Source organism: Lichenicoccus sp. (assembly GCF_965277665.1).
Lineage (GTDB): Bacteria > Pseudomonadota > Alphaproteobacteria > Acetobacterales > Acetobacteraceae > Lichenicoccus.
In genome coordinates, this window is record NZ_OZ255835.1 from 1,006,805 (window position 1) to 1,031,077 (window position 24,273).

Below are 24,273 nucleotides of genomic sequence, written 5' to 3' on the forward strand. Positions count from 1 at the left end.
CAGGTCGGCGATCTCATCCATGAAGCTGTCCTGTAGCTATGCACACATATGGGCACACATGCCCGCGCCGGGGCAGCCGGCGGCGGTTCAACCCGCCTCGGCGAGACCCGCTTGCCGCTGGCCCTGAAGATGGCTGCGCAGCGCGGTGTACGCCACGTTGATGGTCTTGAGCCGTTCCTCGGCCGCGCGGTCGCCGCCGTTGGCGTCCGGATGATGTCGCCGGGCCAGCGTCTTGTAGCGGGTCTTGAGTTCCTGCATCGAGACCGGCCAGGGCAGGCCGAGCGTGTCGAGCGGCTGGCGCAGGTCGGCCGGACGCTGGTCCGCCTTGCGGGCACTGCTGCGCCGCGCGGCCGCCCCGTTCAGCAGGCCGAGCGGGTCGAGCACCGCATCCTCCTCGAAGGCGCGCGCCGCCTGCGCACCGCCGAGATGGCCGAGCCGCCAGGATGGCCGGTTCCACGAGACGTCGGCGCGCAGGTGCGCCTCGATCTGGCCCGGGTTCATGCCCTTGTAGAAGTCCCAGCGTGCGTTGTACTCGCGGACATGCGCGAGGCAAAACCACCAGTATTCGTGCAGGCTGTCCCGGGAACGCGGCGCGCGGTAGCCTGCGGGCGCGGTGCAGTCCGGCATGTCGCAGAGCCGGCCCGGAGCATCCGGGTCGGGGTCGAAGGCCCGGTGTCGCGTGGTCCTGCGGATCATCAGGGCGTTTATGTGCGCCCGTCGGCATGGGGTGCAAGAGGCAACGGGGACGATGATGGGCTTGACAGGATGGACGCGCGAGCAGCGCCTGCGGGCTGCGATCGATCGGCGTTTTAGGCCGCAGACACTGGTGATCGAGGACGAGAGCGCGCGCCATGCGGGCCATGCCGGCGTGCGGGAGACCGGGGGCGGCGGCGAGACGCATTATGCGATGCTGCTGGTGAGCGAGGCGTTCGCCGGGCTCAGCCGGGTGCAGCGCTCGCGGCTGGTGCACGAGGCGCTGGACGCGGAGTTCCGTAGCGGCCTGCACGCGCTGACGCTGACGTTACGTACGCCCCAGGAAGCGAACCCGGTCGGGTGACACTCTCAGGGCCGGATCAGCAGCTTGCCGAAATTGCGGCCTTCCAGCATGCCGATGAAGGCGCCCGGAGCGTTGGCCAATCCGTCGATGATGTCCTCACGCGTGCGCACGTCGCCGTTCCTCACCCAGGCCGACATCTCGGCGTGGAACGCCTCGTAGCGTTCGATGAAGCTGTTGTTGATGAAGCCCTGGACCGTCAGGCTGCGCCGCAGGACCGCACCCATCAGCGCCGGCAGCCGGTCCGGACCGGCCCGGTCCGCTTCGCGATCGTTGTAGGTCGCGACCACGCCGCACACCGGCACCCGCGCGAAGCGGTTCAGCAGCGGCAGCACGGCATCGAACACGGCGCCGCCGACATTCTCGAAATAGACGTCGATGCCGTCCGGGCAGGCCCGCGCCAGCGCTGGCGCGAAGTCCGGCGCACGATGGTCGATGGCGGCAGCGAAGCCGAACTCCTCGATCAGGGCCGCACATTTACGGGCGCCCCCGGCGATGCCGACACAACGCGCGCCACGCAGCCTGGCGACCTGGCCGACGGTGGCGCCGACCGGACCGGTCGCCGCGGCCACCACCAGCGTCTCGCCTTGCTGCGGCCGGCCAATGGCGTCGAGACCGACCCAGGCGCTGAAGCCGGGCATGCCGAGCACGCCGAGGGCGGTGCTGACCGGCGCCACCGTCGCATCGACCCGCTGCAGCCGGTCCGCCGGGAGTGCGGCGTGCGACTGCCAGCCGGCATGGCAGCGCACGATGTCGCCGGGCGGAAAACCGGGGACGTTGCTCTGCACGATCTCGGCCACCGTCTCGCCGACCATCACGTCGCCGAGCGCCACCGGAGGCGCATAACTCTTCGCCTCGCTCATGCGGCCGCGCATGTACGGGTCGAGCGAGAGATACAGCACCCGCACCAGCACCTCGCCGGGTCCGGGCTGCGGCAGCGCCGCGGTCTCGATCCGGAAATCCGCCGCCACCGGCGCGCCCACGGGACGCCGGGCCAGCAGGATGCGGGTGCGAGACGCGCCGCTCATGCCGGCGGCGCGAGCGGCGGCGGCGTGGTCGCCGGCGAGGCGGGTGCCTGCGCCGCCGCCATCGCCACCGCCGGTGCCAGCATGCGCGCCATGCTGTCGGCCATCGAGGTCGGGAGCAGGATGGTGGCGCCGCGATCCTTGTTCATCTCGTAGATGCGGTTGATCTGCAGGATCTGCAGCGCCGTCGGCGAGCGGTCATAGGCGCGCGCGGCCTCCTCGAGCTCGATCGCCACCTCGCGCTCGGCGGCTGCCAGCGTCACCCGCGCCATGCGCTCGCGCCCGGCCTGCGCCTGCCGGCTCATCGCATCCTGCAGGCTGCGCGGCAGCATGACGTCGCGTATCTCGACGCCCTGCACGGTGATGCCCCAGTCGGCGATCTTGGCGGCGATGCTGTCGCGCAGCACGGTGTCGATATGCTTGCGGTCCTCCAGCAGGGTGGCGAGGTCGGTGGCGCCGATCATCTCGCGCAGGCTGGTCTGCGCCACCAGGGACACCGAGCCGACATAGTCCATCAGCACGGTGATCGCCCGCTCGGGGTCGGCCACCTTCCAAAACACGATCGCATCCACATCCACCGGCGTGGTGTCGCGCGTGAGCGTCTGCTCGGTGGCGATCGGCGTGGTCTGGATACGCAGGTCGACCATGCCGGCGACGCTGTCCACCACCGGGATGATCATGAACAGGCCGGGCCCGCGCGCGCCCTGCAGGCGACCGGCCCGCAGCACCACCGCGCGCTCCCACTGGCGCGCCATGCGCAGGCTGGAGGGCGTCAGGAAGGCGATCAGGGCGAGCGGTGCGGCCAGCAACGGCTGGTGCAGCAGGGCGAAACTGGCCGCCGCGGCGGCCAGCAGGACGAGCGCGATGCCGGTCGCGATCGGGTTCATGCTGGTCGGCACCGGCGCCCTGGATCTGCCGCGACCGGCCTGGGGGATGTTTGGAAATACCTGCTGCTGGCGATCCGGCGCGCCTTCCCTGTGCACCGGTGCTCACGGCCACGAGGCCGCTCCGCTCCGGGGCTCGAAAAGTCACGCCGGCCGCAGCCCTCCGTGCCGCTCTCATCCAGCATCAGGTATTTCCAAACATCCCGTTATTAGCTGCCGCCAAAGCCGAGAAAGCCGATGTCGGGCCTGGCGGCGCCGCCGTCCTCGGCCAGGCGGCGGGCGCGCAGGTCGGCCGCCTCCTGCACGGGCGAGCGGCGCCGGGCGGCGCTGGCCTCGACCGCCACCCCGCCGGCATTGCCGCCCTGGGCGGAGGCGATCTGGGTGCCCCCGTCGGCGCCCTGGGTGCGCATCGACAGCAGCACGAAGGTGATGTCGTTGCGGTTCAGGTCTATCGCCATGTCGAGCGGCTTCTGCCCCAGGATGTTGACCGCCTGCAGGTCGGCGCCGCGCGACAGCGCATCCTTGGCGGCGGTGAGATCGCCGCGATTGATCGCGTCGAACAGCGCGGCATTGGGATTGACGTCGAGCGGCACATGCCCGCGCGGCGCCGCCTCGTCGCTCGGCACTGCCCCCGGCAGCGCCGGCGGCGGGGCCGCGGCGGCCGCCGCCGCCTTGGCCTCCTCGGCGGCGGCATCGTCGGCGCCACCGCCACCACCACCACTGCCCATGCTCATCTGGGCGTGCGCGGCCGCCAGCGGTAGCCCGCAGAGGCAGGCCACGGCGCCGACGAGCAGGAGCGGCCGAAGCTGGCGGGTCGGGCGGCGGATCTGGCGCATCATGGGCATTCCGGTGGTTCGGATCGATTGTGTCGGCGGCGGCTCGGTCGCGCGGGCCGTCGGCGCAGAGTGGCGCCGGACCCGTCAAATAAGCTGCGCGACAGTGCAACCGAACCCGCCCCACCGCAACCCTGGCGGGACGCGCGCAAGCCCGCGCAAAATTAGGACAGGCTTCGCGGTTGCCTGCGCGGCGTGCCAGCGTCGATAGTCGTCTGGCGCGCCGCTGCGCCGTCCCGATCACGACAGAAGGCCGATGCCCTTTGCCGGCAGACACCGCGACGACATCCTCCGGCCACGACGGCCCGGGGCAATCCTTTCCGCAGGGGCGGCCGGCCGTCGATCGCCTGGGGCGGCACGAGCTGCCGGCCCTGACCTCGATCCGTGGCCTGCTCGCCTGGTGGGTGGTGCTGTTCCATTTCGCGCCGACCGCGCCGTTCCATGTCGGCCGCGGCGATCCGTTCATCGAGAAGGGCATCGTCGCGGTCGACTGCTTCTTCGTGCTGTCCGGCTTCGTGCTCTGCCACGTCCACCCGGTGATCATCGACCGCGACCGCGCCTTCGGCACGGCCGACTTCCTGGTCAGCCGGCTCGCCCGCATCTATCCGCTGCACCTGGCGATGCTGGCTGCCTTCGCCCTGGTGGTGGCGGCCTTCAGGCTGAGCCATCCGTACGACGGCGGTGCAGCGGCTCCGTTCGCGGCGGACCGGCTGCCGGGTCTGCTGCGGCAACTGGTGCTGCTGCATGGCTGGTTCCGCTGGGGGCACGAGACCGCCTGGAACGTGCCATCCTGGTCGATCAGCAGCGAATGGGCCGCCTACCTGCTGGCGCCGCTGCTGTTCCTGTCGCTGCGACGGCTGCGCCCCGCCTTCGCCTGGCTCGCGGCGGGGCTGCTGGCCGCGTGCATCACCGGCCTCGCCGAGGCGCACCTGCTGTTCGAGGGCGCGATGGCGCTGCCGCGGGTGCTGACGGAGTTCTGCCTCGGGGCGCTGCTGCGGACGGCGCTGCGGCACGGCCATGCCGGGCTCGACCGCACCCGGACTGCCGGGCTCGCGGCCGGGTGGCTGGCTGCGCTGGGATTGGCGTTCACCACCCATGCCGGGCTGTTCCTGGCGGCGATGATCTGGCTGCTGCTGCTGCTCTCGCTGCGCACCCGCCGCGCCACCGGTGGCCTGCGGCATGTCGAGCGCATCGGCCTGTATCTCGGGGAGACCTCGTTTGCCGTTTACATGTGCCACGCCTTCATCCTGATGCTGTGGGGCGGCGACATCGCGCACAAGTTCCCCGCGCTGGTGTCGCACGCGCTGCCTGCGGCGCTGCTGCTGGTCGCGGCGATCCAGGGCTGCGCGAGCCTGCTGCATCATCTGGTCGAGTTGCCGGCGCAACGCGGCATCCGGCGGCGCTTCCGGGCCTGGACGCAGGCGCGGAGCCAGGCGGCGACGACCGCCGGCGAGGCGCTCCGGCGTCCCGCATGAGGCCGGCCTGCGAGACCGGCACCGCGCCGCCGGCGCCGCTCGACGAGGCGTGGCTGCGGCAGCGCCTCGCCGCGCTGCCGCCGGCTGCCGTGCCCGACTGGGACACGCTGCTGCAGCGCACGCCCGGGTCTTCGCGACCGCACGCGCGCCTGCCGCGCCACGCCGCGGTGCTGGTGCCGATCGTGCCCGCGCCCGAGCCGGTCGTGCTGCTGACCCGCCGTTCGGCACTGCTGCGCCACCATTCCGGGCAGGTCAGCTTCCCGGGCGGCGGCCTAGATCCGATGGACCGTGACCCGGCCGAGACCGCGCTGCGCGAGGCGCGAGAGGAAATCGGGCTGGATCCCGCGACCGTCGGCCTGCTCGGCCGGCTGCCGGTGCAATGGACGCATGCCAGCAATTTCCTGATCACGCCGGTGGTCGGCGTGCTGTCGGCCGAGGCACGCTGGCTGGCAGCACCCGCCGAGGTCGACATCATCTTCGGCATGCCGTTGCAGCAGTTGCTCGACCCGGACGCGCCGCGGCTGATCGAGGGCGGATTGCGGCACGGCTCCTGGTCGTGGCCGCATCCCGACCATGATATCTGGGGCGCCACCGCGGCGATCCTGCTCAGGCTCGCCAGGATCCTGCGGGAGTTCTGAGGAGATGGCGGTGGTGGATCCGGACTTCAGGCGTCAACGATTCTCGCAGGCGATGTCGGCGATGTACCGCCGCGAGGTGCCGCGCTACGGCGACCTGATCGAGCTGGTCTCGGCGATCAACAGCCGGGTGCTGGATGGCGACCCCGCGCTCGCAGACTCGTTCGACGAGGCGGAGCGCGCCCGGCTCGACCAGGAGCGGCACGGGGCGATCCGGGTCGGCACGCCGGAAGAGCTCGGCCTGCTGCGCCGAATGTTTGCGGTACTCGGCATGGTGCCGGTGGGATATTATGACCTTGCGGCGGCCGGGGTGCCGGTGCACGCGACGGCGTTCCGCGCGACCGAACCGTCGTCGCTGGCAGCCAGCCCGTTCCGGGTGTTCACGTCGCTGCTGCGTCTGGAGCTGATCGCGGATGCGGCCCTGCGACAGGCCGCGCAGGAAATCCTGGCGCGGCGCCGGATCGTGACCCCGCGGGCGCTGGCACTCATCGAGCGGTTCGAGCATGCAGGTGGCCTGGACGCGCCGGAGTCCCAGGAGTTCGTCCGCGAGGCGCTGGAGACCTTTCGCTGGCACGCAACCGCCACCGTCGATGCCGCGACCTACGACGCGCTGCGCCAGGCGCATCCGCTGCTCGCCGACGTGGTGTGGTTCGGCGGGCCGCACATCAACCACCTGACGCCACGGGTGCTCGACATCGATGCGGCGCAGGCGGCCATGCTGGCGCGCGGGCTGCCGGCGAAGGAGCAGATCGAGGGGCCGCCGCCACGAAGCTGTCCGGTGCTGCTGCGGCAGACCAGCTTCAAGGCGCTGTCCGAGCCGGTGCGCTTCGGCGGCAGCGTGGGCACCCATACGGCGCGCTTCGGGGAGATCGAGCAGCGCGGCGTGGCGCTGACCGAGGCCGGCCGAGCCCGCTACGATTCGTGGCTGGCATCAGACAAGAGCCACATTATGAGCAGCTTGCCGGACAATCATGCCGCACTGCGTGAGCAGGACCTGGCCTTCTATCGCTACCGCCGTACGGGCCGACCCGCGCCGCGGGGCGCAGACCTCGAGACCGCACTGGCCCACGGCGCCGTGGCGGCCGAGCCGATCCTGTACGAGGATTTCCTGCCGGTGAGCGCTGCCGGCATCTTCCGGTCCAATCTGGGCGACAGCGCCAGGGAAGCTGACCAGCCAGCGCCGCGACGCGAGGCGCTCGAAGCGGCGCTCGGCTGCGCGATCGTCGACGAGGTGGCACTCTACCGCCACCAGTCCCAGGCCTCCGCGGCGGCGTGTCTTGGCTGATCAGGGCGCGCCGGCGTCGATATCGAACTTCACCCCCTGCGCCAGCGGCATCGTCAGGCCGTAATTGATCGCGCTGGTGCTGCGTCGCATGTACGCCTTCCACGAATCCGAGCCCGACTCGCGGCCGCCGCCGGTCTCCTTTTCGCCGCCGAAGGCGCCGCCGATCTCCGCCCCGGACGGCCCCATATTGACGTTGGCGATGCCGCAATCCGAGCCCACCGCGGACAGGAACAGCTCGCTCTCGCGCAGGTCGCGGGTGAAGATCGAGGACGACAGCCCCTGCGGCACGCCGTTCTGCAGCGCCAGCGCCTGCTCGAACTCGTTGTACTGCAACACATAGAGGATCGGCGCGAAGGTCTCCTCGACCACCGGGCCGGCCTGCTCCGGCATCAGCACCAGCGCCGGGCGCACATAGTACGCGTCCTCGCAGCCCTCGACCGGATGGCGCTCGCCGCCATGCACGCTGCCGCCCGCCTTGCGCGCCCGCTGCAGCGCCGCCTGCATGCCCTTGTAGGCGGCCTGGTCGATCAGCGGGCCGACCAGCGCCTCGTCCACCAGCGGATTGCCGACGCTGACCTGGTCGTACACCGACCGCAGCCGGGCGACGAAGCCGTCATGGATGCTCTCATGCACGATCAGCCGGCGCAGCGTCGTGCAGCGCTGGCCCGCGGTGCCCATGGCGGCGAAGGCGACCGCGCGCAGCGCCAGCTCCTGGTCCGCCGACGGGCAGACGATCGAGGCGTTGTTGCCGCCGAGCTCGAGGATGGCGCGGCCGAAGCGCTCGGCGACCGCCCGGCCGACGACGCGGCCCATCGCGGTGGAGCCGGTCGCCGACACGACCGGCACCCGGCGATCCGCCACCAGGGCGCTCCCGGCCTCGGCGTCGCCGAGCACCAGCCCGCACAGGCCGAGCGGGGTCTCGCCGAACCGCGCCGCCGCGCGCTCGAACAGCGCGACGGTGGCGAGTGCGACCAGCGGCGTCTTCTCCGAGGGCTTCCAGACCACGGCGTCGCCGCAGACCAGGGCAAGGGCGGCGTTCCACGCCCACACCGCGACCGGGAAGTTGAAGGCCGAGATCACGCCGACGACGCCCGCGGGGTGCCACTGCTCCATCATCCGGTGCTCGGGGCGCTCGCTGGTGATGGTCAGGCCATAGAGCTGACGCGACAGACCGACCGCGAAGTCGCAGATATCGATCATCTCCTGCACCTCGCCGGCGCCTTCGGACGGGATCTTGCCGGCCTCGATCGAAACCAGCCGCCCGAGTGCCGGCTTGGCCGCGCGCAGCTCCTCGCCGAACAGCCGCACCAGCTCGCCGCGGCGCGGCGCCGGCACCCGCCGCCAGTGCAGGAAGGCCGCGTGCGCCTCTCCGACCACGGCGCGCACGCCGTCGGCATCGAGATGGTCGACATGCGCGATCACTTCGCCGGTCAGCGGCGAACGCACCTTGTGCGTGCCGCGGGCGATGCGCGCGCGCGGCACGTCCAGGGCGGCAAGGATGGCGCCGGTCTCGTACGGCAGGTCGAGTGTCGAAGCGCTCATCACGGCTCTCGTCAGGTTGCGGCCGATGCATAGGCCGAGCCCGTGCAGCGGGGAAGGCGGCCAACTCCCCCCGAGCATTTCCATGCTGCCGCCGGTTGACCCGGTCGGCTCGCGCTGGGAGTTTCGGCGAGATCCGTTTCAGGCAGGCCGGGCCGAGAGGAAGCTCCATGCGCACCATGGTCGGGATCTTCGCCGGGGTCGTGCTGCTTGCCGTGGCCGCCATCGCGGGCACGATCGCGTTCGACAGCCCGAAGCCACCGCCGCCGCTGGCGAGCGTCAGCGCGCCCTTCCAGGCGGTCGATTTCTCGGACCTGCCACCGCTCCTGCACGACACCGCCCGCGATGGCGCCGACCTCGCCTATCGACGCTACGCAGGCAATCCGGATCGGGTGGCCGTTCTGATCCACGGATCGGCGGGGTCGGCCAGCAGCATGCACGCCGTGGCGAAGGCGCTGGCGGCGGCGGGAGCAACTGTCATCGTCCCGGATGTCCGCGGGCACGGCCGGTCGGGCCCGCAGGGCGACATTGCGTATATCGGCCAGCTGGAGGACGATCTCGATGACCTGATGAGCAGCCTCGAGCGGACCCATCGGGCCCGCGAGACGACGCTCGTCGGCTTTTCGTCCGGCGGCGGCTTTGCGCTTCGGATCGCCGGCGGCCGCCTCGGTCAGCGCTTCAGTCGCTACATCCTGTTGGCACCCTACCTGCGCCACGACGCGCCCAACGCCCGCGTCGGGACCGGTTCGGGCGGCTGGGTCTCGGTGGCGGTTCCGCGCATCGTGGCGCTCTTGCTGGTCAACCGGCTCGGCGTCACCGCCTTCGACGGCCTGCCGGTGCTCGCCTTCGGCCTGCCGGCCGGCAACCCCGATCACCTCGTCCCGACCTACTCGTATCGGTTGCTGATGAATTTCCAGCCGGACGACGACTATCTGGGGGACCTGCGCCGCACCGCGCGTCCGATCATGGCGATGGATGGCGCGGATGACGAGTTGTTCCTGGCCGACAAGCTGCAAGGCGCGCTGGCCGCCGGCAAGCCGGGCATACGCGTCGATATCGTGCCGAGCGTCGGACATATCGGCCTCACAACGACACCGGCCGGAACCGCGGCGATCGTCAGGGCGTGGTCAAGCCGCTTCTGAGCGATTCTTTTGTGTCGAGCCGGTTGCCTTCAGCGCCCGGGCCGGAGCTCGCGTCCGAGCGTCGAGTGCCGCATGCCGTAGCAGAGGTAGCAGATCGCCCCAAGGGCGGCGTAGCCGAACAGCAGCAGGGCCGGCACCGGGTTGCCGGTGAAGAGCTCGGTCACCAAGTCGATCAGGAGCGGGGCTGCCATCACCACGCAGAACAGGATGCCCAGGGACGGCACGATGCCGATCCATACGCCGCGTATCCGCAACGCCCCGAGCGGCACCCGGAACGGCGGCACCAGGTCGGGGCGGGCGTTGCGCTGCCAGATCACGGTGAAGCTGACGATGCCGAAGGCGACCGTGGTGCCGAGGCTCACCAGGTCGCTGATGATGTCGATCGGCAGGGTGGCGGCGGCGGTGGCACTCGCCACGCCGACGATGATGGTGCCGATCCAGGGCGTGCGGAAGCGCGGGTGCAGGGTGTGGAAGGCGCGCGGCAGCAGGCCGTCGCGCGACATCGTGTAGAAGATGCGCGACTGGCCGTAGAGCAGCACCAGCATCACCGAGCAGAGCCCGGTGACGGCGCCGACCTTGATCAGCAGCGCCAGCCAGGGTTCGTGCATGGCGTCCACCGCGATCGCCAGCGGGTCCGCGACGCCGAGCTGGCGGTACGGCACGATGCCGGTCAGCACGGCGGCGACACAGAGATAGGTGACGGTGCAGATGGCGAGCGAGGTGAGGATGCCGATCGGCACGTCGCGCCTGGGGTTGCGCGCCTCGGCGGCGGCGCACGACACCGCCTCGAAGCCGACATAGGCAAAGAAGATCACCGAGGCGGCGCGGAACACGCCCGGAATGCCGAAGCGAAAGCCGCCCTGGCTGGGCGGGATGAACGGCACCCAGTTGGATGGATGCACCGCCGAGATGCCCAGCGCCACGAAGATCACCAGCACCGAGACCTTGATGAACACGATGACGGTGTTGACGGTGGCGCTTTCAGTGACGCCGATCACCAGGATCGCGGTGACCAGCAGGCTGGCGAAGGCGGCCACCAGATCCAGCCCGCCGCCGATCACCAGCGTGGTCAGCGGCCCGTCATGGCTGGTCAGCAGCAGCGGCGTGTGCAGCCAGGGCGGCACGTCGAGGCCGAAATCATGCAGCAGGCTGGTGGCATAGCCGGAGAACCCGGCCGCCACCGCCGCGGTCGAGATGCCGTATTCGAGCAGCAGCAGCCAGCCGGTGGTCCAGGCGAACACCTCGCCGACGGCGGCATAGGCATAGGTGTACGCCGAGCCGCTGACCGGCATCACCGAGGCGAGCTCGCCGTAGGAGAGGGCGGTGAACACGCAGGCCAGCCCCGCGATCAGGAACGAGATCAGCACCGCGGGCCCGGCATAGTTGGCGGCGGCACTGCCGGTCATGACATAGATGCCGGCGCCGATGGTGGAGCCGACGCCGAGCATGGTGAGGTTGATCGGGCCCAGCGTGCGCTTCAGGCCGTGCGAGGCGATCTCGGCCTCGATATGCGCCGTCGGCTTGCGCAGCATCATGCGGCCGCCCCGGGACGCGCCGCCAACGTCGGTGGTCTGAAGCTTTTGCATGGGACCCATGCTAAGAGCGTATGAACAGGCGGACAATATGGGTCAAGGCTGCCAGCCCGTCGGATCGCGGCGCATGTCCGGCCTGGGGCCCGGCGTGAGGGTCGGCCGATGATCGAGGATGTGGTTCGCGCGCCGCTCGCCATCGTCACCATGGTCTATAACGAGGCCGACTTCCTGCCGGTCTGGCTCCGGCATTACTGCGCCCAGGCGGATCCCGGCCGGTGCTACGTGGTCGATCACGGCAGCGACGACGGCAGTACGGCGGCGGACCGGCTGCCCCCTGGCCTGAACCTGCTGCGCATCCCGCGCTCGCCGCAGGATGACGACCGTCGATCCGGCTTCATCTCGCGGCTCTGCGCCGCCCTGCTGACCTGGTACGACAGCGTCATCTATGTCGACGTGGACGAGCTGCTGGTGGCGGATCCGGCCTCGCACGCCTCGCTGGGCGCGTTCGCCGCCGATCTGGCCGCGGATGCCGTGGTCACCGCGATCGGCCTGGATGTGGTGCACCGGCCGGACGACGAACCGGCGCTGGACTGGAGCAGGCCGCTCAGCCTGCAGCGGCAATGGCTGCGCTTCAGCTCGTCGATGTGCAAGCCGGTGCTGATCCGCCGCGCGGTCGCCTGGGCGCCCGGGTTCCACAATATCGACGCGGCACCGGCGTTCGGCTCGCTGTTCCTGTTCCACCTGCGCTATGCGGACATGCTCTCGGGGCTGTCGCGGCTCGCGCGCACCCGCGCACAGGCCTGGAGCCGGCCGGAGGCGGGCTCGCACCAGCGGGTCGACGATGCCGACTGGACCGGCATGCTGCGCAGCATCGCCGCCCTGCCGCAGCGCGGCGACGTGACCCTGGCGCCAGACGATGCGGCGTTGTGCCATTGGCTGGCGCTGGTGATCGCGAGTGCCGCGAGCCGCCGCGATGCGCTGTTCCGCATCGACCTGCATCTGAGCGGCGACGAGCTGTGGCGCCTGCCGCACCGCTTCGTCGGCAGCTATTGAAGCCAGAGCAACCGCCGGAGCAGGGCGCCGTTGGCAAACAGGCTCAGGTCAGCGCGGGAGGCCCAGGGCGGGAGGATGTCATGGCGACTTCACAACCGGGCCGATGCGCCGTGTGGATGCTGGTAGCGTATGCCCTCACCAGTCTCTGCTGGGATGCGGCGGCGGCGCAGACGGTGCCGAATCCGAACGGCACGCAAGGGTCGGGCGTGCTGCGGCCGCCGCGTCACCTCGACCCGAAGATGTCGCGCCCGGCGCCGAGGATGCCGGCGCAGAGCATGCCGGTGATCCGTCCGAAAACGACGACCAAGGACGGGACCGTGGTGGTCCCGCGCTGAACGCGGGCGGGCTTTACTTCGGCTTACCCTTCGCCTTCTTCGCCGCCGCCGGGGGCTCGGCCGTTGCACGCTTGGCCTTCTTCTTGGTTTTGGGTTCGGGTGCCTTGACCGGCTCGGACTTCGCCTTGTGGCCGGGCGCCCGGCCTTTCGGGACCGGGTGGCTTTCGCCCTGATCGGCGAAGCGGTCGGGGAACTCGCCGAGATTGTCCTGCAGGAACGCCTCCTCGATCGGATCCTCGAGCCGCGGATCCGCGCCGGTCGCGATCGGGTTCGGCAACTGGCCGGTTTCGCCCGCGGATTGCATGCCATCGAGTTCGCGCGCGCGCTCCCAGTAGTCCGCCTCTCGCCCGTGCGGCCGGCCGTCGGCCTCCCACAGGTGGTAGGCGCGCTCGCGGATCCGGTGATCGCGCTCGTGGTCTTCTTCAAGTGGATTGGCGGCCATCGTCCAGTCTCCTGTCATATCGCCTCAGCGTCCGATCCATCCGGGCAGTTCCGGCGCCGCCTGCGAAGGCACCCCGCTCTGCCTGTCCCGGACCGCCTCCGTCGTCGGTCGGGCACTTTTCGCGCTCCTGCAGGATCGCCATGTAGAGCCGCGGTTACAAGAAGGGGGTCATCATGGCCATCGCGGTATTGGGCGGCGGCTGCTTCTGGTGCGTCGAAGCGGTTTACAAGGACCTCGAGGGTGTCAGCGCCGTGCTGTCGGGCTATGCCGGCGGCCGGACCGAGACTCCGAGCTACGAGGCGGTGTGCACCGGCACCACCGGCCATGCGGAGGTCGTGCGCGTCACCTACGATCCGTCGGTGTTGCGCTATGCCGACCTGTTGCGGATCTTCTTCACGATCCACGACCCGACCACGCTGAACCGGCAGGGCAACGATGTCGGCACCCAGTATCGCTCCGTGATCTTTGTGGACGGGGACGAGGAGCGCCGCACCGCGAACGCCGTGCGCGACGAGATCGCGGCGGCGAGCGTGTGGGATGCGCCGATCGTGACCGAGATCGCGCCACTGCTGGCCTTCTATCCGGCCGAGCCAGAGCATCACGACTATTTCGCGCGGCATCCGGGCGCCGGCTACTGCCGGGTCGTGATCGCGCCCAAGGTCGCCAAGTTCCGCAGCACCTTCCACGACCGCCTGAAGCAGGGCGCGGCCTGAACCTTGCCGGACGATACCCATGTGGCGCGACGCCGGACTAGGATCATCGCCGGACCTGACCGGGGGTGACTTGGCAATGATCAGGCGGCAGGCGGAGCAGTCCGCGCCGACCCCCGCTGGGCAACCGCCGCATGTGGGCGACAGCCTGCGCCAGCGGCGTGAGCAGCTCGGCTGGGACCTCGGCGAGGTGGCGGATTGGCTGCGCATCCGGCGGTCCTACCTGCAGGCGCTCGAGGACGGCCGGCCGGACGGGCTGCCCACCGGCACCTACACGATCGGGTTCCTGCGCAGCTACGCGGTGGCGCTGGGCCTGGATCCGCAGGCGGCGATCGAGCGGTTCCGGCAGGAAAGCCGTGGGTATCTCGGCCATCCCGACCTCAGCTTCCCGTCGCCGGTGCCCGAGCGCGGCGTTCCGGCGGGGGCCGCGATCCTGCTGGGAGTCGTGCTGCTGATCGGCGCCTATGCCGGCTGGTATGTGTTCAGCGCGCGCGATGCGGTCACCGTAGCGGCGGTGCCCCCGGTGCCGGACGCCATGCTGTCGCCGGCCGCCCCGTCGCCGCCCGCCCCTTCGCCGCCTGCTTCATCATCAGCGCCGCCGCGGCCGGCTGCCCTGCCAGCGCCAGCGCCGGTGCCGGTGCCGGTGCCGGCAGCCGCGGCTCGAACGCCATCGGCAACGCCATCGGCTCTGGCGCCCGCGGTGCCGGACCGCGCGCCGTCGGTGCCCGCAGCACCGTCATCCCCCGCTGTCCCACCGGCTCCTGCCGGCCCCGCTGTCGCACCGGCTGCTGCCGGTACGGTCACGCTCAAGGCGCTGGCGGCAACCTGGGTGCAGGTCCGCCGGCCCGACGGAGGCGTGGTCTATGACCATGTGCTGGCTCCGGGCGAAAGCTGGACGGTGCCCGCGGCGACGCCGCCGCTCGTGCTGACGACCGGCAATGCGGGCGGCCTCGCGCTGGCCGTGGGCGACGCCACCGGGCCGTTGCTGGGACGCTCGGGCGCGGTGCGGCGCAACCTCTCGCTCGATCCTGCTGCGGTGCAGGCGCTGAATGCGGGCCGCTCCGGCACACCGGCCGCGGCGTCGCCATCCGGCCACACGCCGGCGCCGTGACGGCGACGGCCGCACGCACCCCTGGCCAAAGCAGGCGGTTCCTGGCAGGAAGCCGCGCAGGACCATTTGCCTCTCGGGCCTCTCCCGGGCGGTCCCATCCGGAGTCCGGGCTGGTCGTCAGGACCGGCGGTCTCCGTCGCATCCGGAGCATCGCGCTATGAGCTACCGTCCGTACCAGCAGATCGAGCGTCGCAAGTCACGCCAGATCCATGTCGGCCGCGTGCCCGTGGGTGGCGATGCGCCGGTCACCGTGCAGACCATGACCAACACGCTGACCCACGACGCCCAGGCGACCATCGCGCAGATCCGTCGGGCCGAGGTCGCCGGCGTCGACATCGTGCGCGTGTCGTGTCCGGACGAGGCGAGCACCGCGGCACTGGCCGAGATCGTGCGCGAGGTGAATGTGCCGATCGTCGCCGACATCCATTTCCACTACAAGCGCGCCATCGAGGCGGCGCAGGCGGGGGCCGCGTGCCTGCGCATCAATCCCGGCAATATCGGCAGCCCGGAGCGGGTGCGCGAAGTGGTGCGGGCGGCGCGCGAGCATGGCTGCTCGATACGCATCGGGGTCAATGCCGGCTCGCTGGAACGCCACCTGCTGGAGAAGTACGGCGAGCCGAACCCCGAGGCACTGGTCGAGAGCGCGCTCGAGCACGCCAAGATCCTGCAGGACCACGACTTTCACGAGTTCAAGATCAGCGTGAAGGCATCCGACGTGTTCCTGGCCGTCGCCGCCTACCAGCAGCTCGCCGACGCCTGCGACCATCCGCTGCATATCGGCATCACCGAGGCGGGCGGGAAGCGCGCCGGCACCGTGAAGTCCGCAATCGGGCTCGGCTCGCTGCTCTGGGCCGGCATCGGCGATACCGTACGAGTGTCGCTCTCGGCGGAGCCCGAAGAGGAGGTGCTTGTCGGCTGGGACATCCTGAAGTCGCTCGGCCTACGGCATCGCGGCGTGAAGATCATCTCCTGCCCGTCCTGCGCGCGGCAGGGCTTCAACGTCATCCAGACGGTGGCGACCCTGGAGGAGCGGCTGGCGCATATCGAGACGCCGCTCTCGCTGTCGATCATCGGCTGCGTGGTGAACGGGCCCGGCGAGGCGCTGATGACCGATATCGGCGTCACCGGCGGCGGCTCCGGCCGGCACATGGTCTATGCGGCGGGCAGGCAGGACCACACCATGCCGGCCGAGGCGATGGTCGAGCATATCGTGGACCTGGTGGAAGCCAAGGCGAAGCTGATCCAGGCCGAGATGGACACGGCAAAAGCCGCCGAACTTGCGGCAAAAACTTCCGCTGTCGCGGCGGAATAGGGCAGGCGCCCCGGAACCGTGGCAGAGGCACTGCAGCCGGTACGCGGCACCCGCGATCTGATCGGCGAGGACCAGCGGCGGTTCGCGCATGTGGTGGAGACCGCGCGCCGGGTGAGCGGCCTGTACGGCTTCGACGAGTGGGCGACGCCGATCTTCGAGGAGACCCGGGTATTCTCGCGCACGCTGGGCGAGACCTCCGATGTCGTCACCAAGGAGATGTACAGCTTCGCCGATCGTGGCGGCGACAGCCTCACGCTGCGTCCGGAGGGCACGGCGGCGATCTGCCGCGCGCTGGTCAGCAACGGCCTGACCCAGTCGCTGCCGCAGAAGATCTTCTATGCCGGGCCGATGTTCCGCTACGAGCGGCCACAGAAGGGGCGCTACCGGCAGTTCCACCAGATCGGCGCCGAGCTGATCGGGGCGGCCGAGCCGCTGGCCGACGCCGAGGTGATCGCGCTAGGGCGCGACATCCTGGCTGCGCTGGGCATCGCGGAGGCGACCGTGCTTGAGCTGAACACGCTCGGGGATGCCGAAAGCCGGGCCGCCTGGCGGGACGCGCTGATCGGATACTTCCGCGACGTGGCGAGCGGGCTCTCCGACGAGAGCCAGGCCCGGCTGGAGCGCAATCCGCTGCGCATCCTCGACAGCAAGTCGCCGTCCGACCAGGCGCTGCTGGCGGATGCGCCGCGCATCGACGGCCATCTCAGCCCCACCGCGCAGGTGTTCTGGGACGGGCTGCGGCGCGGGCTCGACCAGTTCGGCGTGGTGTTCCGCGAGAACCCGCGCATTGTCCGCGGGCTGGACTATTACAGCCATACCGCGTTCGAATTTACCACCGACAGCCTCGGCGCGCAGGGCACCGTGCTCGCCGGCGGCCGCTATGACGGGCTGGTGGCCGAGATGGGCGGTCCGCCGACGCCCGCGATCGGCTGGGCCGGCGGCATCGAGCGGCTGGCGCTGCTGCTGGCGTCGGCGCCCGCCGCGCCGGTGCCGGTCGCGGTGCTGCCGACCGGCGAGGCGACGCAGCAGGCGGCGATCACCGTGCTGCAGTCCCTGCGTGCCGCGGGCCTCCGGGCCGAGCAGTCCTGGCGCGGCACCCTCAAGCGCCGCATGGAGCGCGCCAACCGGATCGGCGCCGGCTGGGCGGTGATCCTGGGCGAGGACGAGGTGGCGCGAGGGGCTGCCCAGGTGAAGCGGCTGGCCACCGGCGCGCAGGACGAGGTGGCGCTCGATCGCATCGCCGCCCATATCGCCGCGCGGCGATGACTTTCGAACAGCGGCTGGACCGCATCGTGGCGCGGTCCGACGAACTGCGCGACGCCTTGTCCGGCGCGCTGAGCGGCGAGGCGTTCAATCGCGCGTCGCGCGAGTATGCCGAACTCGAGGCCGTCGTGGCGCGCATCAGCGAACTGCGCGACGCCGAGGCCGAGGAGCGCAGCGCCGCCGCCTTGCTGGTCGATCCGGAGATGCGCGAGCTGGCGCAGGCCGAGTTGCAGTCGCTGCACGAGCGCCTGCCCGGGCTGCGGCACGAAATCCGCCTCGCCATGCTGCCGCGTGACGAGGCCGACGCGCGCAGCGCCATCCTGGAGCTGCGGCCGGCGGCGGGCGGCGACGAGGCCGGGCTGTTCGCCGCCGAGCTGTTCGCGGCCTACCGGAAATATGCCGAGGCGCGCGGCTGGCGGTTCGAGCTGCTGGAATACAGCGAGAGCGAGCTGGGCGGCTTGCGCGAGGGCATCGCCGAGGTCACCGGGCGCAACGTGTTCGCCCGGCTGAAGTTCGAGAGCGGCGTGCACCGGGTGCAGCGCGTGCCGGCCACCGAGAGCCAGGGCCGCATCCATACCTCGACGGTGACGGTGGCGGTGCTGCCGGAGGCCGAGGCGGTCGATGTGGTGGTGAACGACACCGACCTGCGCATCGATGTCTATCGGGCATCCGGCGCCGGCGGCCAGCATGTCAACAAGACCGAGAGCGCGGTGCGCATCACCCACCTGCCGAGCGGCATCGTGGTGGCGATGCAGGAGGAGCGCAGCCAGCACAAGAACCGCGCCAAGGCGATGAAAATCCTGCGCGCCCGGCTCTACGAGCAGCAGCGCTCGCAGAGCCATGCGACCCGGGCCGCCGACCGCAAGTCGCAGGTTGGCACCGGGGATCGCAGCGAGCGCATACGCACCTACAACTTTCCGCAGGGCCGCGTGTCGGACCACCGCATCAACCTCACGCTCTACAAGATCGACCGCGTCATGCAGGGCGACCTCGACGAGTTCATCGACGCGCTGACCTCCGAGGAGCAGGCGGCCCTGCTGGCGGAGACCCAGGCCTGATCATGACACCGCCGCGTGGCACAGGCCGGAGCGCCACGGGGCATGGGTGGCGGCGCCGGTATTGGTCGGGTCGGCCAGGTAGAACAGGGTGAAGTCGTCCGCCGCCAGCGCCTCGAAGCTGTGGCCCGCCGGATCGAGCAGCACGCCGGTGCCGTTGACCTCGTGCACCTCCGGAGCGCCGTTGCCGCTGCGCACGGTGACCAGGCCGCAGAGCACGTAGCTGTGCCGCTTCGACAGGCTCTGCCCGGGCAGCGGCGCGACGGTGACCGGCAGGCTGATCTGGTCGTGGGCCGCATCGAGCGCGAACGCCGCCACGCGCTGGCCGTCGACATAGAGCTCGGTGGTCTCCGAGAGTTCGCGATCAGCCCGCTTGTCGTGCACGGTGAAGGTGGCGCCGCGCGCCGGACCCGGCGCGAGGGCGACCAGCACGGCCAGTGACAGCACGGCCAGTGACAGGGCGAAACTCGGCAGGCGAACCGCTTCGATCATGTGGCGGCAGGATAGGACGCGATGGACCCGGACGACGAGAGTTTGTCTGCCCTGCTCGTACTCGGCCAGCGCCTGTTGCTGTCCGCATCCATCGAGGATGCGCGACGCGAGTCGCGGCGCCTGCTGGCGCATGCGCTCGGCGTGTCCCTCGACGGGCTGCCGAGCCGGCATCGGATCGGCGCGGACGCGCGCCTCCGCTTCGAGGGCCTACTGCGGCGACGCGCGGCGCATGAGCCGTTCGCCTATATCACCGGCAGCCAGGGCTTCTGGACGCTCGATCTCGACGTGAGCGCCCATACGCTGATCCCGCGCGGCGACAGCGAGACGGTGATCGAGAGCCTGCTGCGGCTGCGTCCCGACCGGAGCCGGGCCTGGCGCGTGCTCGACCTGGGCACCGGCACCGGCTGCCTGTTGCTGGCAGCCTTGCATGAATACCGGCAGGCGACAGGGCTCGGCGTCGACCTGTCGCCGGCGGCATGTCGCGTGGCGGCCCGCAACGCCCGGCGGACCGGCCTGGCGGAGCGGGCCATGCTCGTCTGCGGCCGCTGGCACGATGCCCTCGCCGGTCCGCGCTTCGATATCATCCTGAGCAACCCTCCCTACATCCCGACCGGCGAGATCCCGCTGCTGATGCCCGAGGTGGCCCGGCACGAACCGCATCTGGCGCTCGATGGCGGGCCGGACGGGCTCGAGGCCTACCGTTCCATCCTGCGCGATCTCGGTCGCCGGCTGGCGCCCGGAGGGATCGTCCTGCTCGAGATCGGCCAGGGCCAGGCGGCGGCGGTGACCGCCCTGGGCAGTGCGGCCGGCTTCAGGCTGCTGGAGGTCCGGCAGGATCTCGGCGGCGTCGCCCGCGCGCTGGCGCTGGCTCAGGCCTGACCGGGTTGACCTGAGGCGGCCAGAAATTATTTGGCATACCAGCCTTGGATGGCTAGATAGTGTTGTGTCGTGGTCGCCCTGAGACAGGTACGCCTCCACGTAAACAGTCGGCAACCGGCCATGTTGATCGTCGCGCCGCCCGGATTGGGCAGCAGCAGGTCTTGACCGGAGGGCTGGCCCGTCGCTCGTAGCCGGGAACTCCGAACATGATGGCGCCCCGACCGGGCGACATCCAGGGCAGGTGGCTTCCGGGACAGCCGGATCGTGCCGGGCTTTGGCAATCAGGAAAGCGCTGTGACAGACTGATGAACATGAAACGCATGCGAGGCCGCAACCATCGTCCGGGCGGCGGTGGTGGCGGGGGCGGCGGCGGCAGCCCGATCCGTCATCATAACGGCCAGATCCCGCTCAACCGCAACCATGTCTTCGACAGCAACGGGCCGGACCTGCGCATACGCGGCACCGCCCAGCAGCTTTTCGAGAAATACCTGCAGCTTGGCCGCGATGCGACCAGCTCCGGCGACCGTGTCATGGCGGAAGGCTACTTCCAGCACGCCGAGCATTATTTCCGTATTCTCAATGCCATCGCCCAGGCCGCCCAGCAGGGACAGGGACAGGGACAAGGCCAGCCGGGCCCGGGTAACGGCCAGTATGGCCAGCCGAACCAGCAGCGTCGCCAGACGATGGATCCCGACCAGGACGATCGTGGCGAGGATCCGTTGATCACCGGCTCGACGCCGCAGCCCCCAGAGCGCAACCAGGAGCGCAACCAGGAGCGCAACCAGGAGCGTAATCAAGATCGCTACCAGGAGCGGCAGCCGGATCGGCAGAGCGAACGCCAGTTCGAGCCGCAGCGCGCGGAGCGGTATCAGGCCGAGGGCAACCGCAACGAGAGCCGGGGCGAGCGCTACTTCGGTGATCGGTCCCAGGCCGGCCAGGACACGCAGCGCCAGGGTCAGGCCAACGATGCTGCCGCTGAAGGCCCGGCCCAGCGTGGGCGCGACTTCGCGCCGGCCGAGCCGCGTCTGCCCGGTATCGAGGGCTATGGCGGGACCGCCGGCGAGCAACCGGCCCCGCTCTCAGAAGCGCATGGGCAGGTGTATGGCGAGACGGGTGGCCAGGTGGACGTCGACCCCTTGGCGCCGGTGCCGGTCCGCGAGCGCCGAGAGCGGCAACCCAGGCGTGAACGCCAGCCCAAGGCGGAGCGCCCGCAGCCCGAGGAGCCGAATTCGCAGGCCGAGTTTTCCGACGCCTGACCGGGCCCGGCCGCCGCCGCGGCGCTTCAGGGCGCCTGCGGTGGCGGCCCATGCTGTGGTCCCTGCTGCGGCGGCGCACTTTGCGGCGCCCCACTTTGCGCGAATGGGGGCGGGCCGAACTCGATCCGGGTGCGCGGCAAGGCGTCCGGGCACTCATGCTGGAGATAGACCAGGACCTTCTCGCGGACTTCGCACCGCAAATCCCAGGTCTGCGGCGCATTGCGCGCACTCATCAGCATGCGGACCTGGACGGTGTGCTCGGTGACGTCGCTCACCTGCATGTTGACCACCTTGCCGTCCCAGAGCGGGCTCTCCTTGACGATCTCGAACAGCCTGGCGCGGAGGGCTTCGAGCGGCACCCGGTAATCCAGGAAGAAGAACACCGAGCCGATCAACGATGCGGATTGGTGGGTCCAGTTCTGGAACGGCTTCTCCAGGAAATACGAGATCGGCAGGATCATCCGGCGCCAGTCCCAGAGCCGCACCACGACATAGGTGGAGGTGATCTCCTCGATCCAGCCCCACTCGCCCTCGACAATGACCGCATCCTCCATCCGGATCGGCTGCGTCATGGCGATCTGCACGCCGGCGATCAGGTTGGTCAGCAGCGGGCGGGCGGCGAGGCCGACCACCAGCGAGGCGGCGCCGGCGGAGGCGAACAGGCTGACGCCGTACTGGCGCACCGGCTCGAAGGTCATCAGCGCCGCCGCGATCGTGACCATGAAGATCAGGATGTCACCGGCGCGCCGCAGGATGCCGACCTGGGTGAAGTGCTTGCGCGCCAGGAGGTTGTCCTCCTCGCCGGTCTTGAAGCGGGCGAGATAGACGTCGCACAGGATGCGCACGGCGATCGCCGCCCCCCAGCCGATCAGCAGCACCAGCACGACCAGCAGCCCCTGGCCGATGGCGGCGAACCACTCGTAGGGCAACCCTGCCGCCGGCAGCGAGGAGCCGACCGCCACCACCACCACGAAGCCGCGCATCGGCCGTCGGATCGCCCGCGTGAAGGAGCGCACGAACGCGCCACGCTCGCCGGGGATGCGCAGCAGCAGGTCGGTGACCAGGCGCGAGGCAACGAGCGCCAGCAGCGCCACCAGCATCAGCACGATGGCCGACGCGAGCGGCGCCGGCGCCCAGTCCAGCCACTCGCGCATGTTGACGATGTAGATCAGCAGCTGGTCAGGCATGGCGGATCGGACCACTCCGCAGAGCATGATGCATGCATCATGCTCCGCTTGAGAGTGAAATAGAGCAGCTTTATGAGTTAGTTGGCATCGCGAAGCGATTCCAACTCACGGCATGCTGCTCTGGTTATGAACGCAAACCGGGGGCATGAGGGCAAACCCGGTTACGGTTGACTTGCCCAGGACCGGACGATATCTGACCGCCTCCCGGCGCGGTGGACCGGTCCGGCTTGCGCGTGACCGGCCCTGATCCTGAGGCGGCGTAGCTCAGCGGTAGAGCAGGGGAATCATAATCCCTTGGTCGGCGGTTCAAATCCGTCCGCCGCTACCATCGCGCCGGGATTGCTGGAGTTTCAGGAGGTTGTGGGACGATCCTGAGGTCCGGATCGAGGGGGCAGAGCCTCTGGCCTGCACTCCCTGGGAGCAGTCCGCCCCTGCTAGAAGTCGGCACAGACCGGCATGCTGACGACGCCGACGGCCTGCTGGTCGAACAGGCGTCGGTAGAGCGCGCCGATCTCGGCGATGCGGGCCGCGAGGTCGGGTGTCGCGGGCGCCACCACAAGCAGGATGCGCGACGGCTCGCGGCCGATGCGGTTGCTGACCCGGTCGCGCCATTGGCCGTTGGCCTCGATTTCGGTGACGCCGTCCGGGAAGCGTGGCGTGATCTCGCGCGAGACGAACTCGCGCCACTCCGATCGGGCGATGGCTGGGCCATGCGGCCGCGTCAACCCGAAATACAGCTCGGTCCTGACCTGCGCCGTCTCGCCGGCGGGGCAGGCGGCCAGCAAGGGAGCCGCGGCCGCGGGAGCGGCCGGCTTGGTTGCCGCACATCCTGCCAGCGCCGGCGTCACCGCCAGCAGCGCGAGCAGCCTCGGTCTCATAGCGGTGACCGCAGCCCGTCCCGCAACGCCTTGCCATCCGCGCTGGCGCTGTCGATCAGGCCGCGCCGCAGGAACAGGTCGATCAGCACCAGGTTGACGTTGAACTTGAACTCGTCGGTATCGCGGACCAGTGCCACGACCTCGGCCAGTGGCAGAAGCCGGAACTCCGCCACCTCGTCGTCATTGGGCACCGGCTGGAAATCCGCCGGCAGCACCAGGTCGAAGCAGTCGAGCAGGTCGCGGCGCAGGCCTTCCGGCCGCTGCATGGCATAGGTTATGTGCCCGACCGGCACCGCGTTGGCCGCGAGTGCAGCGGGCAGGCTGCATTCCTCCTCGCCCTCCTTGCGCAGGGCGGCGGCGGCGTCGTAGCCGGCGGGGATGCCGCCGGCCACCAAATGGTCGAGCTTGTCCGGGTCCAGCGCCTTGTCGGCCGCGCGCCGGCCGATCCACAGGGTAGCCCCCCGCGGACGCTCGACGATGCCGTTCACATGCACGCCGGCCGCGATCAGGCCGAAGGCGGGCAGCGCGCCGCGATCGATGGTGCCGAGGCTGGGCCCGCGCGGCGTCATCCGGACGTCGAAGGCTTCGTTCCGGGTGCGAAAGAGCCCGGCATCCGCCAGCACCCGGCCGAGCCGGGCGAGGCTCGCCACGTCGGCGATGCGAAAGGCCCCGGCCGGATCAGCCGGCAGCCCGTGCCGGGGCAGCGCGCCGGCGATGGCGGCATCGATCCAGCCCAGCGGCTGCCGAAAGCCATCCAGCAGCAGCGGCGCGCGGCCGCCGGGCAACGTCGTGTTGTTGCAGGCGGCCAGGTGGCGCAGGAACGGTCCGGCGGCCTCGCTCATCTGCGGAGCCCGATGTCCGTTTGCATTCCTGCCGGTGCGTGCCACATCGGCACA

At 70.5% G+C, this 24,273-nt stretch carries 25 protein-coding genes and 1 tRNA gene; 15 read left to right on the forward strand and 11 right to left on the reverse strand.

All coding sequences use genetic code 11. The features are described 5' to 3' along the window. Positions 1–87: 87 nt before the first annotated feature. Positions 88–699: a J domain-containing protein gene (locus ACQY4O_RS04470; protein WP_428378105.1), complete on the reverse strand. Its 612-nt coding sequence runs from the start codon at positions 697–699 to the stop codon at positions 88–90. Positions 700–748: 49 nt separating this feature from the next. On the opposite strand from ACQY4O_RS04470, the gene ACQY4O_RS04475 reads away from it, so the two are divergent. After that, a complete protein-coding gene (locus ACQY4O_RS04475; RefSeq protein ID WP_428375017.1) occupies positions 749–1,057 on the forward strand; it encodes a BolA family protein in 309 nt (102 codons plus the stop codon). 5 nt (positions 1,058–1,062) lie between these two features. On the opposite strand, the gene ACQY4O_RS04480 is transcribed toward ACQY4O_RS04475, so the two are convergent. From ACQY4O_RS04480 to ACQY4O_RS04490, 3 genes are all read right to left on the reverse strand, one after another. Further along, on the reverse strand, positions 1,063–2,082 hold the full coding sequence (locus tag ACQY4O_RS04480; RefSeq protein ID WP_428375018.1) for an NADP-dependent oxidoreductase: 1,020 nt from the start codon (positions 2,080–2,082) through the stop codon (positions 1,063–1,065). Next, entirely contained in the window at positions 2,079–2,966 is an 888-nt protein-coding gene (locus tag ACQY4O_RS04485) for an SPFH domain-containing protein (protein ID WP_428375019.1), read from the reverse strand. The genes ACQY4O_RS04480 and ACQY4O_RS04485 overlap by 4 nt, the downstream gene beginning before the upstream one ends. Before the next feature lie 206 nt (positions 2,967–3,172). Beyond that, entirely contained in the window at positions 3,173–3,802 is a 630-nt protein-coding gene (locus tag ACQY4O_RS04490) for an ankyrin repeat domain-containing protein (RefSeq protein ID WP_428375020.1), read from the reverse strand. 257 nt (positions 3,803–4,059) lie between these two features. On the opposite strand from ACQY4O_RS04490, the gene ACQY4O_RS04495 reads away from it, so the two are divergent. Genes ACQY4O_RS04495 through hglS form a run of 3 tightly spaced genes read left to right on the forward strand, consistent with a single transcriptional unit; the run spans position 4,060 to position 7,191 of the window. Further along, positions 4,060–5,271 (forward strand): acyltransferase family protein, encoded by a 1,212-nt coding sequence (locus ACQY4O_RS04495; protein WP_428375021.1) that lies wholly within the window; start codon positions 4,060–4,062, stop codon positions 5,269–5,271. After that, the gene (locus tag ACQY4O_RS04500; protein WP_428375022.1) at positions 5,268–5,909 is read left to right on the forward strand and encodes a CoA pyrophosphatase; all 642 of its coding nucleotides are present in this window, start codon (positions 5,268–5,270) and stop codon (positions 5,907–5,909) included. Before ACQY4O_RS04495 ends, ACQY4O_RS04500 begins: the two co-directional genes overlap by 4 nt. 4 nt (positions 5,910–5,913) lie before the next feature. Further along, entirely contained in the window at positions 5,914–7,191 is a 1,278-nt protein-coding gene (gene hglS / locus ACQY4O_RS04505) for a 2-oxoadipate dioxygenase/decarboxylase HglS (RefSeq protein WP_428375023.1), read from the forward strand. Here hglS and amaB read toward each other — a convergent pair whose 3' ends face one another. Beyond that, complete coding sequence (amaB, locus tag ACQY4O_RS04510) at positions 7,192–8,733, reverse strand: L-piperidine-6-carboxylate dehydrogenase (protein ID WP_428375024.1); 1,542 nt, start codon at positions 8,731–8,733, stop codon at positions 7,192–7,194. A gap of 167 nt (positions 8,734–8,900) precedes the next feature. On the opposite strand from amaB, the gene ACQY4O_RS04515 reads away from it, so the two are divergent. Beyond that, positions 8,901–9,872, forward strand: coding sequence for an alpha/beta hydrolase (locus ACQY4O_RS04515; protein WP_428375025.1), 972 nt, complete (start codon positions 8,901–8,903; stop codon positions 9,870–9,872). Between the two features lie 29 nt (positions 9,873–9,901). On the opposite strand, the gene ACQY4O_RS04520 is transcribed toward ACQY4O_RS04515, so the two are convergent. Further along, the gene (locus ACQY4O_RS04520) at positions 9,902–11,458 is read right to left on the reverse strand and encodes an amino acid permease (RefSeq protein ID WP_428375026.1); all 1,557 of its coding nucleotides are present in this window, start codon (positions 11,456–11,458) and stop codon (positions 9,902–9,904) included. Positions 11,459–11,566: 108 nt separating this feature from the next. Here ACQY4O_RS04520 and ACQY4O_RS04525 point away from each other — a divergent pair, with 108 nt between their 5' ends. Together ACQY4O_RS04525 and ACQY4O_RS04530 are read left to right on the forward strand one after the other, a co-directional pair. Next, positions 11,567–12,457, forward strand: a complete 891-nt coding sequence (locus tag ACQY4O_RS04525) for a glycosyltransferase family 2 protein (protein ID WP_428375027.1) — start codon at positions 11,567–11,569, stop codon at positions 12,455–12,457. An 80-nt stretch (positions 12,458–12,537) separates the two neighbouring features. Continuing rightward, positions 12,538–12,792 (forward strand): hypothetical protein, encoded by a 255-nt coding sequence (locus ACQY4O_RS04530; RefSeq protein ID WP_428375028.1) that lies wholly within the window; start codon positions 12,538–12,540, stop codon positions 12,790–12,792. Positions 12,793–12,805: 13 nt separating this feature from the next. Here the strand turns inward: ACQY4O_RS04530 and ACQY4O_RS04535 are convergent, their stop codons facing one another. After that, on the reverse strand, positions 12,806–13,234 hold the full coding sequence (locus tag ACQY4O_RS04535) for a DUF2934 domain-containing protein (protein WP_428375029.1): 429 nt from the start codon (positions 13,232–13,234) through the stop codon (positions 12,806–12,808). A 173-nt stretch (positions 13,235–13,407) separates the two neighbouring features. On the opposite strand from ACQY4O_RS04535, the gene msrA reads away from it, so the two are divergent. The 5 genes from msrA (at position 13,408) to prfA (ending at position 18,688) form a co-directional block, all read left to right on the forward strand. After that, complete coding sequence (gene msrA / locus ACQY4O_RS04540; protein ID WP_428375030.1) at positions 13,408–13,947, forward strand: peptide-methionine (S)-S-oxide reductase MsrA; 540 nt, start codon at positions 13,408–13,410, stop codon at positions 13,945–13,947. A gap of 76 nt (positions 13,948–14,023) precedes the next feature. After that, positions 14,024–15,055, forward strand: coding sequence for a helix-turn-helix domain-containing protein (locus tag ACQY4O_RS04545; protein WP_428378106.1), 1,032 nt, complete (start codon positions 14,024–14,026; stop codon positions 15,053–15,055). Positions 15,056–15,212: 157 nt separating this feature from the next. Continuing rightward, complete coding sequence (gene ispG / locus ACQY4O_RS04550) at positions 15,213–16,367, forward strand: flavodoxin-dependent (E)-4-hydroxy-3-methylbut-2-enyl-diphosphate synthase (RefSeq protein ID WP_428375031.1); 1,155 nt, start codon at positions 15,213–15,215, stop codon at positions 16,365–16,367. 18 nt (positions 16,368–16,385) lie between these two features. Continuing rightward, entirely contained in the window at positions 16,386–17,633 is a 1,248-nt protein-coding gene (gene hisS / locus ACQY4O_RS04555) for a histidine--tRNA ligase (protein WP_428375032.1), read from the forward strand. Next, complete coding sequence (gene prfA / locus ACQY4O_RS04560) at positions 17,630–18,688, forward strand: peptide chain release factor 1 (RefSeq protein WP_428375033.1); 1,059 nt, start codon at positions 17,630–17,632, stop codon at positions 18,686–18,688. The genes hisS and prfA overlap by 4 nt, the downstream gene beginning before the upstream one ends. On the opposite strand, the gene ACQY4O_RS04565 is transcribed toward prfA, so the two are convergent. Further along, on the reverse strand, positions 18,689–19,177 hold the full coding sequence (locus ACQY4O_RS04565) for a hypothetical protein (protein ID WP_428375034.1): 489 nt from the start codon (positions 19,175–19,177) through the stop codon (positions 18,689–18,691). 21 nt (positions 19,178–19,198) lie between these two features. Here ACQY4O_RS04565 and prmC point away from each other — a divergent pair, with 21 nt between their 5' ends. Together prmC and ACQY4O_RS04575 are read left to right on the forward strand one after the other, a co-directional pair. Next, positions 19,199–20,056 carry a peptide chain release factor N(5)-glutamine methyltransferase gene (prmC, locus tag ACQY4O_RS04570; RefSeq protein WP_428375035.1) on the forward strand — a complete coding sequence of 286 codons (858 nt, stop codon included), beginning with the start codon at positions 19,199–19,201 and terminating at the stop codon, positions 20,054–20,056. Between the two features lie 311 nt (positions 20,057–20,367). After that, the gene (locus tag ACQY4O_RS04575) at positions 20,368–21,312 is read left to right on the forward strand and encodes a DUF4167 domain-containing protein (RefSeq protein ID WP_428375036.1); all 945 of its coding nucleotides are present in this window, start codon (positions 20,368–20,370) and stop codon (positions 21,310–21,312) included. A 26-nt stretch (positions 21,313–21,338) separates the two neighbouring features. On the opposite strand, the gene ACQY4O_RS04580 is transcribed toward ACQY4O_RS04575, so the two are convergent. Next, positions 21,339–22,499, reverse strand: coding sequence for a mechanosensitive ion channel family protein (locus ACQY4O_RS04580; protein WP_428375037.1), 1,161 nt, complete (start codon positions 22,497–22,499; stop codon positions 21,339–21,341). 253 nt (positions 22,500–22,752) lie between these two features. Between ACQY4O_RS04580 and ACQY4O_RS04585 the strand changes: the two genes are divergently transcribed. Beyond that, positions 22,753–22,827 (forward strand) — tRNA-Met (locus ACQY4O_RS04585). 106 nt (positions 22,828–22,933) lie between these two features. On the opposite strand, the gene ACQY4O_RS04590 is transcribed toward ACQY4O_RS04585, so the two are convergent. Both ACQY4O_RS04590 and ACQY4O_RS04595 read right to left on the reverse strand, forming a co-directional pair. Then, positions 22,934–23,377, reverse strand: a complete 444-nt coding sequence (locus ACQY4O_RS04590; protein ID WP_428375038.1) for a DUF3574 domain-containing protein — start codon at positions 23,375–23,377, stop codon at positions 22,934–22,936. Beyond that, positions 23,374–24,219 (reverse strand): NUDIX domain-containing protein, encoded by an 846-nt coding sequence (locus ACQY4O_RS04595; RefSeq protein ID WP_428375039.1) that lies wholly within the window; start codon positions 24,217–24,219, stop codon positions 23,374–23,376. Before ACQY4O_RS04595 ends, ACQY4O_RS04590 begins: the two co-directional genes overlap by 4 nt. Positions 24,220–24,273: the final 54 nt, after the last annotated feature.

What these genes read in the sequence shown, in the direction of transcription:
- ACQY4O_RS04530 (WP_428375028.1), top strand. Translation starts at nt 12,538, where the DNA reads ATGGCGACTTCACAACCGGGCCGATGCGCCGTGTGGATGCTGGTAGCG.
- ACQY4O_RS04490 (WP_428375020.1), bottom strand. Translation starts at nt 3,802, where the DNA reads ATGATGCGCCAGATCCGCCGCCCGACCCGCCAGCTTCGGCCGCTCCTG.
- ACQY4O_RS04485 (WP_428375019.1), bottom strand. Translation starts at nt 2,966, where the DNA reads ATGAACCCGATCGCGACCGGCATCGCGCTCGTCCTGCTGGCCGCCGCG.
- ACQY4O_RS04525 (WP_428375027.1), top strand. Translation starts at nt 11,567, where the DNA reads ATGATCGAGGATGTGGTTCGCGCGCCGCTCGCCATCGTCACCATGGTC.
- prmC (WP_428375035.1), top strand. Translation starts at nt 19,199, where the DNA reads ATGGACCCGGACGACGAGAGTTTGTCTGCCCTGCTCGTACTCGGCCAG.
- ACQY4O_RS04520 (WP_428375026.1), bottom strand. Translation starts at nt 11,458, where the DNA reads ATGCAAAAGCTTCAGACCACCGACGTTGGCGGCGCGTCCCGGGGCGGC.
- ACQY4O_RS04575 (WP_428375036.1), top strand. Translation starts at nt 20,368, where the DNA reads ATGAAACGCATGCGAGGCCGCAACCATCGTCCGGGCGGCGGTGGTGGC.
- ACQY4O_RS04475 (WP_428375017.1), top strand. Translation starts at nt 749, where the DNA reads ATGATGGGCTTGACAGGATGGACGCGCGAGCAGCGCCTGCGGGCTGCG.
- hglS (WP_428375023.1), top strand. Translation starts at nt 5,914, where the DNA reads ATGGCGGTGGTGGATCCGGACTTCAGGCGTCAACGATTCTCGCAGGCG.
- ACQY4O_RS04565 (WP_428375034.1), bottom strand. Translation starts at nt 19,177, where the DNA reads ATGATCGAAGCGGTTCGCCTGCCGAGTTTCGCCCTGTCACTGGCCGTG.
- amaB (WP_428375024.1), bottom strand. Translation starts at nt 8,733, where the DNA reads ATGAGCGCTTCGACACTCGACCTGCCGTACGAGACCGGCGCCATCCTT.
- msrA (WP_428375030.1), top strand. Translation starts at nt 13,408, where the DNA reads ATGGCCATCGCGGTATTGGGCGGCGGCTGCTTCTGGTGCGTCGAAGCG.
- ACQY4O_RS04535 (WP_428375029.1), bottom strand. Translation starts at nt 13,234, where the DNA reads ATGGCCGCCAATCCACTTGAAGAAGACCACGAGCGCGATCACCGGATC.
- ACQY4O_RS04590 (WP_428375038.1), bottom strand. Translation starts at nt 23,377, where the DNA reads ATGAGACCGAGGCTGCTCGCGCTGCTGGCGGTGACGCCGGCGCTGGCA.
- ACQY4O_RS04580 (WP_428375037.1), bottom strand. Translation starts at nt 22,499, where the DNA reads ATGCCTGACCAGCTGCTGATCTACATCGTCAACATGCGCGAGTGGCTG.
- ACQY4O_RS04545 (WP_428378106.1), top strand. Translation starts at nt 14,024, where the DNA reads ATGATCAGGCGGCAGGCGGAGCAGTCCGCGCCGACCCCCGCTGGGCAA.
- ispG (WP_428375031.1), top strand. Translation starts at nt 15,213, where the DNA reads ATGAGCTACCGTCCGTACCAGCAGATCGAGCGTCGCAAGTCACGCCAG.
- ACQY4O_RS04515 (WP_428375025.1), top strand. Translation starts at nt 8,901, where the DNA reads ATGCGCACCATGGTCGGGATCTTCGCCGGGGTCGTGCTGCTTGCCGTG.
- prfA (WP_428375033.1), top strand. Translation starts at nt 17,630, where the DNA reads ATGACTTTCGAACAGCGGCTGGACCGCATCGTGGCGCGGTCCGACGAA.
- ACQY4O_RS04595 (WP_428375039.1), bottom strand. Translation starts at nt 24,219, where the DNA reads ATGAGCGAGGCCGCCGGACCGTTCCTGCGCCACCTGGCCGCCTGCAAC.
- ACQY4O_RS04500 (WP_428375022.1), top strand. Translation starts at nt 5,268, where the DNA reads ATGAGGCCGGCCTGCGAGACCGGCACCGCGCCGCCGGCGCCGCTCGAC.
- ACQY4O_RS04480 (WP_428375018.1), bottom strand. Translation starts at nt 2,082, where the DNA reads ATGAGCGGCGCGTCTCGCACCCGCATCCTGCTGGCCCGGCGTCCCGTG.